The sequence below is a fragment of the Shewanella sp. genome, assembly GCF_051658185.1.
Lineage (GTDB): Bacteria > Pseudomonadota > Gammaproteobacteria > Enterobacterales > Shewanellaceae > Shewanella.
The window spans coordinates 1-13225 of record NZ_JBOFMC010000308.1 but is presented as its reverse complement, the minus strand read 5'-3'; the positions used below and the strand labels follow the sequence as shown (position 1 = coordinate 13225).

General features: G+C 50.8%; 10 protein-coding genes and 1 pseudogene. 6 read left to right on the top strand and 5 right to left on the bottom strand.

The features are described 5' to 3' along the window. Both ACRCZA_RS11805 and gspC read right to left on the bottom strand, forming a co-directional pair. Positions 1-1133, bottom strand: a 1133-nt coding sequence (locus tag ACRCZA_RS11805) for a secretin N-terminal domain-containing protein (protein WP_438674627.1), incomplete at its 3' end; no start/stop codon positions are given. A 24-nt stretch (positions 1134-1157) separates the two neighbouring features. After that, positions 1158-2078 carry a type II secretion system protein GspC gene (gene gspC, locus ACRCZA_RS11800; RefSeq protein ID WP_438674626.1) on the bottom strand — a complete coding sequence of 307 codons (921 nt, stop codon included), beginning with the start codon at positions 2076-2078 and terminating at the stop codon, positions 1158-1160. Positions 2079-2346: 268 nt separating this feature from the next. Between gspC and hslR the strand changes: the two genes are divergently transcribed. The 3 genes from hslR to ACRCZA_RS11785 all read left to right on the top strand — a co-directional run bounded on the left by hslR (position 2347) and on the right by ACRCZA_RS11785 (position 5364). Continuing rightward, positions 2347-2745, top strand: a complete 399-nt coding sequence (hslR, locus tag ACRCZA_RS11795) for a ribosome-associated heat shock protein Hsp15 (protein ID WP_438674625.1) — start codon at positions 2347-2349, stop codon at positions 2743-2745. Positions 2746-2759: 14 nt separating this feature from the next. Next, positions 2760-3620, top strand: coding sequence for an Hsp33 family molecular chaperone HslO (hslO, locus tag ACRCZA_RS11790; protein WP_438674624.1), 861 nt, complete (start codon positions 2760-2762; stop codon positions 3618-3620). Positions 3621-3819: 199 nt separating this feature from the next. Continuing rightward, positions 3820-5364 carry a phosphoenolpyruvate carboxykinase gene (locus ACRCZA_RS11785; protein ID WP_438674628.1) on the top strand — a complete coding sequence of 515 codons (1545 nt, stop codon included), beginning with the start codon at positions 3820-3822 and terminating at the stop codon, positions 5362-5364. A gap of 196 nt (positions 5365-5560) precedes the next feature. Here the strand turns inward: ACRCZA_RS11785 and ACRCZA_RS11780 are convergent, their stop codons facing one another. From ACRCZA_RS11780 to ACRCZA_RS11770, 3 genes and pseudogenes are all read right to left on the bottom strand, one after another. Continuing rightward, the gene (locus ACRCZA_RS11780; RefSeq protein ID WP_438674623.1) at positions 5561-6343 is read right to left on the bottom strand and encodes a PepSY-associated TM helix domain-containing protein; all 783 of its coding nucleotides are present in this window, start codon (positions 6341-6343) and stop codon (positions 5561-5563) included. A gap of 180 nt (positions 6344-6523) precedes the next feature. Then, positions 6524-7009 (bottom strand): annotated as a pseudogene (locus tag ACRCZA_RS11775) (FMN-binding protein); the annotation flags it as partial. Positions 7010-7252: 243 nt separating this feature from the next. Then, positions 7253-8437, bottom strand: a complete 1185-nt coding sequence (locus tag ACRCZA_RS11770; protein WP_438674622.1) for a porin — start codon at positions 8435-8437, stop codon at positions 7253-7255. Between the two features lie 73 nt (positions 8438-8510). On the opposite strand from ACRCZA_RS11770, the gene ACRCZA_RS11765 reads away from it, so the two are divergent. The 3 genes from ACRCZA_RS11765 (at position 8511) to ACRCZA_RS11755 (ending at position 12283) form a co-directional block, all read left to right on the top strand. After that, a complete protein-coding gene (locus tag ACRCZA_RS11765; RefSeq protein ID WP_438674621.1) occupies positions 8511-8999 on the top strand; it encodes a hypothetical protein in 489 nt (162 codons plus the stop codon). A 5-nt stretch (positions 9000-9004) separates the two neighbouring features. After that, on the top strand, positions 9005-10228 hold the full coding sequence (locus ACRCZA_RS11760) for a dicarboxylate/amino acid:cation symporter (RefSeq protein WP_438674620.1): 1224 nt from the start codon (positions 9005-9007) through the stop codon (positions 10226-10228). Positions 10229-10399: 171 nt separating this feature from the next. Then, positions 10400-12283: a M14 family metallopeptidase gene (locus ACRCZA_RS11755; RefSeq protein ID WP_438674619.1), complete on the top strand. Its 1884-nt coding sequence runs from the start codon at positions 10400-10402 to the stop codon at positions 12281-12283. Positions 12284-13225: the final 942 nt, after the last annotated feature.

Genomic DNA, 13225 nt, shown 5'->3' with positions numbered 1-13225 from the left:
CCACCGGCTTTGGAGGCCCATTGCACCCCAAAACCGACATTATCGCCTTCGGCGACTTCAACGATAATCGCCTCGACCAAGACTTGCGCGCGGCGAATATCCAGTTGATTAATAACGCTTTCAAGCGTGCGCATTTGATCGGGTTCGGCGCTGATCACCAAGGCATTGGTGTCGGTGTGGGCCATGATATTGATATCTTGGCGGCGCTTACCGCTGGTTGCCGCTTGCGCGGTGGCATCTTTGTTGCCTTCAAGCTTTTGGGCAAAGCCCGTTAACACTTCGACCAAATCCTCGGCCTTGGCGTAACGCAAATAACGCACCTTAGTGTTGCCGGAGCTGGCCTGCTCGGCATCGAGACGTCGAATGAGTTCCACCACCCGTTGACGGCTCTTTTCATCACCACTGACCACCACGGCATTAATCCGCTCGTCGGCCACGACCTTCGGGGCCTGACCGGGTAATTGAGCTTGGTTGGCGTTGGCGCGATAAAGGGTATCAATGATGCGCACCATCTCCCCGGCAGAGGCGAATTCCAGCGGCACTACCTGCACAGAGGTGTCGCCTTGTTTATCCACTCGGCGCACAATTTCGACTAACTTATTCACCACTGCGGCGCGGCCCGAGAGCATCAACACGTTCGAGGGATCGTAGTTAACCACGTTACCGCCGCCGGCATTGTCATTAAGCTGGCGCAGCAGCGGCGCTAATTGCTTCGCCTCGGTGTTATACAAAGGCACAATCCGGGTGACCATTTCATCCCCAAGGCCGGGGTCGTTATCATTGGCAACACGGATGGCGGCAGTCTTAGCGTCTTTGTCTTTGATGACCTTAATGACGTTATTTTCCATCTCGACGATGGCGTAACCGTACACCTGTAGGACGTTTAGGAAAAACTGGTAATACTGTTCATCATTGAGTAAATCATAACTGCGGACATTGATCTTGCCGCGGATCGTTGGGTCAACGATGATGGTTTTATTCAAGTTTTTACCAACGATATTGATAAACTCTTGAATATCAGTGCCTTTAAAGTTGGCCGCATATTGTTCAGACCAAACGAACTGGGAGGTAAACATGGCAGCGCCCGCCACAACTCCAGCGATCAGTTTGCGTCGAATCCTTTTATTATTCATTATTTTACTTTCCTCTAACGCCTGTTATTGCGGCAAACTAAACATGATTTCAACCAATTGTCCTTCCCGCTCAACCATCACAGACACTTCAGTTAATTCAGGTAATTGGCTCATCATTTCTAACGCCTGACTCATCACAGTCAGATCGTATCCATTAATCGATTTGGCTAAGTCATTCGCCTTAAAGCCCGCTTGTTTGAATAAATTCATATCCTTACCCGGATTTAGGCGATAGCCCACAACCGCTTCCCCTTGCTTTACCGGCGAGATGGCAATGTAATCGGTAATTTTGCTGGGATCGGCCAATAATTGGCTGCGGGACTGGGCAAGCTCTTGGGAGACTTCGGCATTTTTGCGCTGATCGACGCGGTTGACGACGGCCTTATCACTCTTGGCTTTTTGCAACTGCTGATTGGCAGGGCTTTGGCTGGTATACACTAAACCATCAAGCATGAGGGTCTCATAGCGCCCGGCGTTAGTGATAATAATGCGATCGGCGTAGACTTCTTTTAACGAGGCGGCGGTGCCTTTAATCTTGTCCCCAAGGCTGTAGGTTTCTTGGCTGCCGCTGGATTCGATAATGGCGAGCCCCTTTTGATTGGCGGTCGAGGCCACGACCCCAGTCAGTTGAATAGACAACGTGGTTTTTGGCGCATCGGTCACGGCTTCCACTTTTTCGACCTGAGGCTTCTCTGCCTTAGCATCAGCCTTACCAAATAGGGCCAACTGCTGCAGCCCGGTGAGATCAAACTGGCCAGAGCGGCTTGTCTGGCTCACAGGAGTTGGCGACCACACACTGTTAGGGGAGGAGGTTGGAATGACTTTCCAAGTGATTTGCGCCGCCAGCAATAGACTCAACACCAGCCCAAACCAGAATACCACCTGACTTAAGCGCTTATGCGGCATGCCTACGGCCTTTGCGATAACTTTATCTAATAAATCCATATTTATCTGGACCCTCTAGCCAGGTCTCTGTTCTTGTTAGGTAATAAATAATCCGCGCCCATGCTAACCTAGGCCGCATTCGGCAACAACCCCTTAACACTATTTGCCAGCCGCTCACCATCTTGCAATTGGCGAAAATGGCCCATTTATGCTAACTTTGCCGACCTTAAAAGGCTGTGAAGTAAGCCCACCTTTAACGTCATGGCGATACTGTTCATGCCATTAATTACTTAGCATGTGAGCTCATCGAGCTTTTCAGGAAAACATTATGGCACACAATCCAGACGATAACGGCAGCATTCGGCTCGATAAGTGGCTGTGGGCAGCTCGTTTTTACAAAACTCGCGCCATTGCTAAGGACATGATCAACGGCGGCAAAGTACATTACAACGGTGCCCGCACCAAATCTAGTAAGAATGCGCAGATAGGTGACACAGTTAAAATACGTCAAGGCTATGACGATAAAGAGATAGTGATAAAAAAATTATCCGATGTCCGCCAAAGCGCGGCCATCGCTCAGGCATTGTACGAGGAAACCGCCAGCAGTATCGCCAAACGCGCCGTCAATGCCGAGGCAAGGCGATTGAATATCCTTAATAATCCTGCGCCAGAGCATAAACCAGACAAGAAGCAACGACGCCAACTCATTCGCTTTAAAGCATGCTAACAGTGAGACACACCATGAACCAAGATATTTTACAGCGCTACCTCTTTGACAATGCCGATGTGCGTGGCGAGCTTGTGCAATTACAACACAGCTATCAGCAGGTGATTGCGGCTCAGCCCTATCCTAAGGTATTACAAATTTTGCTCGGTGAATTAATGGCGGCGACCTCATTATTAACCGCCACCCTAAAATTCAACGGAGATATCAGTGTCCAGCTGCAGGGCAATGGCCCGGTATCGCTGGCGGTGATCAACGGCAATAACCTGCAACAACTGCGCGGCGTGGCTCGCTGGGACGGCGAATTAGCCGATGATGCCAAGCTGACGGATCTCTTTGGCCAAGGCTATATGGTGATCACTTTAACGCCCGATGAAGGCGAGCGTTATCAAGGTGTAGTCGCACTCGATAAACCAACGCTAGCCGCCTGTGTTGAAGAGTATTTCAATCAATCCGAGCAGCTGCCTACCGCCCTGTGGTTATTTGCTAACGGCCAACAGGCCGCTGGGATGTTCCTGCAAATTTTACCAAGCCAAGATGACCACAACGCCGATTTTGAGCACCTCACTCAACTGACGTCAACCATCAAAGCCGAAGAACTGTTCGAGCTCGAAGCTCAAGAAGTGCTGCACCGCCTATACCATCAGGAAGAAGTGCGCTTATTCGACCCTATCGAGGTCAGCTTTAAATGCACCTGCTCGCGCGATCGCAGCGCTGCGGCCATCAAGACCCTCGACCAAGCCGAGATTGAAGCCATCCTCGCAGAAGAAGGTAATATCCAACTGGGCTGCGAATACTGCAATGCCAACTATGTCTTTGATAGCATTGATATCAGTGCAATATTTGCCAATGGGCAAACCACAAACACCCCGCAGTAATTAACATTTACACCACACCAAGGCGCCGTCGGCGCCTTTTTTTTAACATTCGGCTTGATCTCGCTCACACATTGGACTGCGCATAGGCTACAATCGGCTCACTTTGTCACCTAGTCTGACCTTAGGCGATAAACATCAGTAAGTCGGCAGCCGATCGATAATAAAAATAACCTTACAAATTCAAACCAATGGAGATCTCATTATGGCGGATGGATTAAAGCGGATTCATTACAACCCCACCACTGCGCACCTTGTCGAATTTGCCCTGCTACGGGGTGAAGGCGAATTGACTGCAAATGGCGCACTGGTCGCCAAAACGGGAGCGCGCACGGGGCGCTCACCTGGCGATCGTTTTATTGTAAAAGAGCCAAGCAGCGCTAGCGACATCGATTGGGGTTCCGTCAATCAGGCCTTCGATCCCATCGCCTTTGAGGCGCTATGGGAACGAGTTGAAGCCTTTCTCGCCGATAAAGAAGTGTTTGTTTCCGACCTTGAAGTCGGTGCCGATCCTGAGCATTACCAACCCGTGCGAGTGACCACGCAATACGCTTGGCATCAATTGTTTGCCCGTAATCTGTTTATTATTCCTGAAGCATTTAATCCACAAGACAAACCAGTATGGCAGATTATCAACGCCCCTGAGTTTGTCTGCGAACCCGCGCGCGATGGCACTCACTCCGAGGCGGCGGTGATCTTAAACTTCGCCCAACGTAAAGTGCTGCTGGTAGGCCTTAAATATGCCGGCGAGATGAAAAAATCCATGTTCTCGGTGCAAAACTTCCTGCTGCCGGCACAGGGCGTGTTGCCGATGCATTGCTCCGCCAACGTCGGCAAAGACGGTGACACCACACTGTTTTTCGGCCTATCTGGCACCGGCAAAACCACGCTATCAGCCGATCCAAAACGCTTTTTAATCGGTGATGATGAGCACGGTTGGGCGCCCGGCGGCGTATTTAACATCGAGGGCGGCTGTTACGCTAAATGTATCGATTTAAGCCAAAAAAATGAGCCGGTGATTTGGGACGCGATCCGCTTTGGCACTGTGCTAGAAAACGTGGTGCTGGACGATCACCGCGTACCTAATTATCGTGATTGCAGCCTCACCGAAAATACCCGCGCGGCCTATCCACTTGAGCACATTGCCCAGCGTAAACAGGATAACCGTGGCGCCGAGCCACATGCGGTGGTGTTTTTAACCTGCGACGTCTCAGGTGTGTTACCCCCAGTGTCAATTTTAACGAAGGAGCAGGCGGCGTATCACTTCTTGTCCGGTTATACCGCGAAGGTAGGTTCAACCGAAATCGGCTCGACCTCCGCGATTCAATCCACCTTCTCGACCTGCTTTGGCGCGCCCTTCTTCCCCCGTCCTGCTGGCGTGTATGCCGAGTTATTGATGAAGCGAATTGAAGGCTTTGGCAGCCAAGTGTACCTCGTGAACACTGGCTGGACCGGCGGCCCCCATGGCGTTGGTCAGCGTTTTGATATCCCCACGACCCGCGCCATCATTGATGCCATTGTCAGCGGTGAATTAAAGCAGGTGGCAACCGAGCATTTAGAGACCCTAAACCTGGCGGTGCCAGTGGCGGTGACAGGGGTAGACAGCAAACTGCTAAACCCCATTAACACTTGGGCTGACAAGAGCTTATATGCCCAATACGCCCGAAATCTGGCCGAAGCCTTTACTAAAAACTTTGCCAAGTACCAAGTGTCTGATGCCATCCGTAACGCGGGGCCGAAAGTCTAACCTTTCATCGGCTTAGGCTTCATACGATAACGCTTTATCGCTTTATTAAGATAAGGCGTTATCGCCACGCTCTCCCGCCTCGGCCAGCCCGAGCAAGGCGATGCCGCCAGCCTAAACTGGCGGCCGTGTTGCAACGGCACACCGTCGCGAGCGCTGTGCGGCCTTGTTCCGACCATGATTGCGCCCTTGAGTTAGCTTATTTTTTGAGCCACAGCCACAGACCAGAGAGCGCGATGAAGGCAAGCGCTAATCCGACAATATCCCACAACCACAGGGCGTAGGCGCCAAAAAGCCGGCCACTGTGCAAATCTAACAACACCCGCTCCCAACTCAAGTGACTGCCCCGGGCAAATAACACCCATTGGGGATCCACCGTCGGCGCAGGCGCAACCCATGTGACGCTTGCTAACGGCTCTCCTTGAGTCCAATTGAGCAATTGTTCATCCGCCTGAAAATCGCCAGCCGCGGTTTTCAACCACACCCGCATGACAGTGCCCGTACCCGCCTCCTGCGGCACAGATTCAAGCCCTAGGGCCTCTAAATCACTGGGTAACCCAGTGCTACTGTCTTGGGTTTCCTGCAAGTGCCCTTGCCTATCAAAGAGATAGAGTTGCTGCCTATCCATCGCCAGCACAAAGTCCGCCACATAGGTGGCACTGATCAGGGGATGCTGCGCCTCGAGTATCGGCTTTTTATCTAGCCAGAGGCGATTATCGGCGATAAGTAGCGCCGCCTGACTCGTGCCAAATTGCGCAAGATGGTGCGGTGGCGTGATCCCGTAATAATCCAGCAACCAAGGTTGCAGTACCGCCGTTTTGCCAAGTTGCCACTGCGAGCTGTGATTGAGCGCGACGCCGGTGACCACAAGCAAGAGAATAAACAGACAACTCAGGACGCCTAAACGCCGATGCCAAGCTCGCACCTGACGCTGTAATTTTTGCTTAAATTTGTGTGGGGTGGCGGGTTGTTTTCGAGTCATAGAAAGAGATTAGTTCTGGCCATTGGCTGGCAGGCTCGCCGACGAAGACGAGCGCTGACCTTGCGCAGCATTGGTTTGCACAACATTGATTTGTGCATCATTGGTTTGCACAACATTGATTTGTGCATCATTGGTTTGCACAACATTGGCTTGTGCAGAATGAGGTTGCACGCCATCAGAGTGTGCAACTTGGCTGTCGAGCCATAGCGCCAGCCGCGACAGCTTGGTTAACGCCCTCACCGATAAGGTGGCACCGGTAATGCCGTCTATATGCCGATCCAATTGGGTGTGGGGATCGAGCCTAGCCGCCTTAAATTGATCAGTAAAAAAGGCGTGGCGCACTTCATCACCGCGACTTTCTCGATAAACCAATACTTTGGTGGTGACGATGGCCTTATCTTTAATATGGATGCCCACGGTGATCGGCGCTTCTTTGCCAATTTCCTCTAAAATCCACACGGTTTCGTGCTGTTGTTGCCAATAGCGTAGGCGCATCTTATTGAAACTGTGAGCAAGTATCGATTCGATCACCAACTTAGCCTCAGCATCGACCCAATAGACCTTAGCGTCACCTTTGCTGCCATTAAATGCTTGTGCAATAAAGGCATCCGCACTTTGATATTCGGTCGCTTTCACCCATGAAGCGCACAACGCTATCAGCAGCATTGTGAGGCGCAGCAGATAACCTGCCCCCCTGCGCTCAGCCCGCGCAGTGACGGCGTCCCCTGTCAACAAAGCACCCAATTTGCCCATAACCACCTTTAACCACTTACTTTGCAGGAGTGCTTTTGCCGCTCAAGCCTGCCGCCAAAAACACTCGCCGCTAACACTCACTATTCACTGTCGTCGCGCAAGCCGCACCGTTAAAACACGATTCATCGGCACGGCTAAGCGATGGGACCACGGCGGTTAAAACTGATAGCCAACGCCTAGGTTAAAGCCGTCGGCATCTTTTGCTCCGCCAGTTTGCTCATAATCGGCCTTAAACACCACGTTTTCATGTAACCAGTAATTCACCCCCACATTGGTTTGAGTGATTTCGGTGTCGGCGCTCCCTCCGGCTTTGTTATCCCACGCGTTATAGCGGGCAAAGATGCCAACGCTTTCATTAAAACGATAGGAAGGCTCAATGTAATAACCTTGCTGTTTATCATGGCCGAGGGCCTGCGCCTCTTTACCATCAATGTTCCATTGGGCGTAGAGCGCCTTAATGGTGAAATCTTGTAGGCTGTATATCGCGTGAGCGGTTAATAAGGTCGCCGCAGCCGTATCGACACCCGCAGCCCCTTGAGTTAAGTCCGATTGATACTGTGCAGATGCGGCTAACTCTAGCCCTGGCACAGCGGTGTATTTCACTCGGCCGGTATACGCTAAATCTTCACCCTTGGCTTCGGAGACTTTTTGGCGACCACTGCGAATGTTAAAGGCCTTATCCCCTGTGGTGGCAACCGCTAAACCGCTGGTCACTGCCACGTCAAATGCCAAACCCGGCATGGCCTTAATATTTAACGCCGCGCCACCTTCCCACCAAGTTGCAGGAATAATGTTGGCCTCAACCGGATTACGCTCTACACCGTAAAATGTCGGCGGCTCGTGGGTTTCGTTGATGATCCCAACAGGCATCAAGAACAGCCCCGCCTTACCGGTAAAGCTGCGATTAAAATCATGCTCGATATAGGCTTGCTCTAATTCAACCTCGCCTTTTTTGCCTTCACCCGCTAAGGAGTGCTCCACTTCAAGCTCTGAAAAAAAGCGGGTATTAGAGGTAAACTCATGACCAAAGAACAACACAAAACGATGAAAATCAAACTCTTTTTTATCAGTACCTTTGATGTTGTCAGTAATATTGTTGTAGTGCAGCTCACCATAGCCACCGATGGTTGTTGCACTTTTAGCTGAGCTACCACTGGTTTCTAACGCATCGGCGGTTTTTTCAATGCGATTTTCAGTTTGCTCTAAACGCTTTTCAAGGTTTTCAAGCACTTGCTGTTGCTCTGCAATCACTTTACGCAATTGTGCAGTGTCCTCGGCGGCAACAGCCTGCTGGCCAGCAAACAGTCCTAATAGCGCAGTCGCGAGTAATGTTCTTTTCATTATGTTTTCCAAAAGGGTGATTGTTTGTCAACTTGTGTAAAGATTGTGAGGATTTTACACAACGATATGCACAATGCAAACAATTCGCATTTGGATTTACAAAATAAATCGATTCTTATTTGTAACCTCTACGCCATTTTTAGCAAAATCTCGCCATCGCGCGATAAATGGCCCCAGCCACCAAGGTCGGCAAAATCATAATCCCATAATTCACTCGCCAATATTGCCTTTCAAAATAGTGCATCACCATTTTTCAAAGGCTTATTTTACACATTCACCAACCAAAACCACATTTATTTGTATTAGAGTTATTTTTGTGGCGAGTTTAGTGGTGTTTCACAAATTTCAACTCACTAACCGTGCTACTTTAAGCGCCCAAAAAACACCGCGCGATGGGCCAAATGCGCTCCTTGGCAAGTATTGCCTGTGTCTTCTGCGCCTTATGCAGGGCCAGCGCCTTTATCAACGTCAACCAAGGTTGCCGCGCAACGTTTTTTACATTGCAAGCATTGCACGACGTCGCGCCGCGTTACCCAAAAACCAACCTAACTGGGGAGTTTAACCAGAGTGATTAACAAGAGTTTATTGAGCAATATTGGTGTGCAAGTGGTCATCGCCATGATTATCGGCGCACTGGTAGGTTTTATGATGGGCGATGGTGCGAGTCTTTTTGCACCCTTAGGCACCATTTTTATTCACCTCATCAAAATGTTGGTGATCCCTCTGGTATTAGTATCAATTATTAGCGGCGCGGCGAGCCTTGGCGACAGCCCCTCAGCGGGCAAAATTGGCATTGGCACCTTCGGCTTCTTTATTGTCACCTCTGGCTTTGCCGTTACACTGGCGTTAGTCATGGGCAACCTGTTCAAGCCGGGCGCCGGGGTTGATTTCACCGCCCACAGCAGCGCAAATTTGATGGAAGTGACTCAGGAACATGGCGCCCTGCCTGGGGTCATGGACACCTTTATTGGGATGATCCCGACCAATGTGTTCGAGTCGCTCACCGGCGGCAATATCCTGCAAATTCTAGTATTTAGCATCTTCTTTGGCATTGCCCTCACCAAGGTAAAAGGCGATGGCGCCAAGCCGATTTTGGCCGCGCTCAACACCGTAGTCGATGCCTTTGTGTGGATGATTAACTGCGTGATGAAAATCGCCCCCATCGGCGTCTTTGGCCTCATGGCCGACTCTGTCGGCACCTTTGGGTTTGATGCGTTAGAAGTGGTATTTAAGTTATTCGCGGTATTTGTGGTCGCAATTCTGCTTTATGGCTTTGTGTTCTTCCCTGTCGTGGTGCAACTGTTTTCCAAAATCTCGGCGCGGCAGTTTATTGCGGCGATGAAAAAGCCACAGGTGATGGCGCTATCGACTGCCTCATCAATGGCAACCTTGCCTGTGAATATGGAAACCTGCGAACAAGAACTGCGCATCTCTAAGGCGACCACCGCCTTTGTGCTCCCGCTTGGTGCCACCATCAACATGAGCGGCAACGCAATTTACTATGGCCTAGTCGCGATGTTTTTCGCGCAAATGTATAACATCGATCTGTCGATGATGGCCTACGCAGCGATTATCTTTACCTCGACCTTAGGGGCAATTGGCCAAGCAGGCGTGCCCGGCCCGTCATTTTTAGTGGTGGCAGTGCTGTTAGCCGCGGGCATTCCTATCGATGGTTTACCGCTACTATTTGCCTTAGATCGCGTGTTTGACATGATCCGCACCGCGCTGAATATCACCGGCGATGCAGCCTGCGCCGCCGTGATGGATAAATACACCAAAGCGCCGCAGTAAGTCGTTAACCGACGCTCATCTCGACCCCATGCGCCCAGCATGGGGTCGATGCTCCCCCCATGCTTACCTCTCCCGACGTTCCACCCTCGCCTACTTGCACCCAGCCCCTTGCGCCAACCGGCTGTTTAATGAAAAGATACAAGCATAATAATGACATAGATGGATTTTCTCATGCGCTTGCTTTACTACCCTGCCGTTACACTTATCAGCCTTGCATTAGCACAGTCTGCCTTTGCGACCAATATCACCCCCACCGCCCCGATTAAGGCATTTGATGCGGCCCACGCCCAGGAGTCATCGGCGCAGCGGGCGAACACCTTTGTGAACGATGCCATTTTACCGGCAAATCTGCCATGGCAGGGCGCCAGCCAAGCACTCATGCTGGATGTCAACCATCCGTGGGCGACGCCCTTTGAACAGAGCAATGGCCTTGAAAGCCCCAATTATGCCGCCACCATCGCGTGGCTCGACCACCTCGCCAGCCAAGCGCCACAATTGCAAAAGGTCAGCCTAGGTAAAAGCCCGCAAGGCCGGGATATTTGGCTGTATATCGCCAGTGATGAAGGCATTAATGAGCCTGCGCCCCTCAAGCAAAATGGCAAACCCACCATCCTAGTGCAAGCGGGCATTCATGCCGGTGAAATTGATGGCAAAGATGCCGGCATGATGTTGCTGCGCGATATCCTTAAGGGCGATAAGGGCGACCTGCTCAAGAATGCTAACCTATTGTTTGTGCCGATTTTTAGTGTCGACGGCCATGAGCGCAGCAGTGAATTTAATCGCGTTAACCAACGCGGTCCGACGACGATGGGCTGGCGCACCACCGCCAATAATCTCAACCTTAACCGCGATTACGCCAAAGCCGATAGCCTTGAGATGCAGCATATGCTGCGGGCCATTAACCTATGGCAGCCAGCGTTATACCTTGATGTGCATGTAACCGACGGCATTGACTACCAATACGACATTACCTTTGGTTACAACCTTGCCCAAGGCTTAAGCCCCGCCAGCTTCCGCTGGCTCGAGCACAATTACAGACCGGCGATTGAGGCGGCGCTCAGCCAACAAGGCCACATTCCCGGCCCACTGATTTTTGCCTTAGACAATACAGACATCCGCAAAGGCATGTCCCTATGGCAACCTAGCCCACGATTTTCTAACGGCTATGGCGATGCACGGCATTTGCCCACCATTTTAGTTGAAAACCACAGTCTCAAACCTTTTAAACAACGAGTGCTCGGCACCTACGTGCTGCTTGAGCAAACCCTCAAAACCGTTGGTGAAGAGGCCACAAACCTAAAAAGCGCGATTGCAGAAGACCAACAGCGCGCGCCAGCACTGTTGACCCTCAAATGGGCATCAGCACCACTGCCCAAGGGCTGGGATTTTAAAGGCATTGATTATCGCCTAGAAACCAGCCCAATCACGGGAGCAGATGTCGTGCGCTGGACAGGCGAACCTAAGCTGTACCCCAATCTGCCCGTCATGGCCGATACTGTGCCGGAGATCCAAGTCACTCGCCCCAGCGCCTACTATATTCCGGCGCAGTGGACCGAGGTTATCGATCGTTTAAGCCTACATGGCATTCACACCAGCCGACTGACCCAAGCTACCGAGCTTAACTTACAACAATATACCCTTAGCAACCCGGCGTTTAACACTAAAGCCTTCGAAGGGCGACTCACAGTGAAGGCCGCCGCAACCATAACCAACGTCACCAGCACCTTGCCGGCGGGCACGGTTAAAGTCAGCACCGATCAACCCTTAGGCGATCTGGCGATGTTACTGCTTGAACCGCAATCGCCAGATTCACTACTGCAATGGGGCTTCTTTAACCCTATCTTTACCCGTACCGAATATATTGAAGACTACGCAGTAGAACCGCTGGCCGCCAAGATGCTGAGCGACGACCCTAAACTACAGGCTGAATTTAATCACGCCCTCGAAAACCCAGCGTTTGCCGCCGATCCCGAGGCGCGCCTGCGGTGGTTCTATGAGCGCAGCCCTTACTACGATACGCACTATCTTAAGTATCCGGTTTATCGCAGCCGTTAAACCACCGCCATTTATTATCTGCTAACAACACCTCGTGCCATGGCATTCATGGCGCGAGGTGCTTGCTTTACAGTGCTTTGTCGCTAAGCGACATGAGTATTTTCACTAAACTGTGGTCAATTAAGGCATTCCACCAAACAACCGCTACCGCCACCAGCAAGCCGCATAACATAAAGCATTGATTAATAAATTAAAAACAAAGTTGGCATGAGACATGCCATCAAAATTAAGTAATCAGCATTGCTTATATTTATTGCCATCCATGTCCACCGTAAGACTGCAACTCATGCTGGATTGGGTAAGATAGCGCGGGCCTATGTACAAAATACCGTCAGCGTCACCGATGGTTCAGGTGATATTCATGTTATTTACACTGCTAGTTTAAGTATCCTAGCAGTGGGCCCGTTGATGTGATTTATCAGGATTCTGTGAGCGTGAAATACCGCGCAGCTTGACCCAGGCGCAGCCAACAATGTGACTAACTTCCCGGCGTAGAGACTGATGTTGCCATGGTTCCCAACCCAAATATCAGTCTTCTACCCACCCTTTTTCGCGTTACCGTGATATGGCCATTCTTATGCACTTTATGCCACTCACCCTTTGTAGTGGCATTTTTTTTATGTCTGAGACTTTCTCAGCCTCAATACAGAACAGTCTTTGGTAACGTTTTACCTATTTAATTTTCTAAGCAAAATGTCGCGATAAGTGTCTCGATAACCAGTAGTTTCGGTAATGGTTAGAGGGGCTAATTGGCGGCATCATGGCTTCTGGCTATTGTATTTCCTAATTGCCTGCCGCAGGCTTTCGCACTGTTACACCAGTGACTCGCCGTAAATACGTCCCTGTAGGCTCTGCTAAAACATCCATGTTTTAGAAGGTCACTGGCGCAACAATGCTTGATTTGGTGAAACCATTGATAGCCAGTAATGCCTGACTTTTATT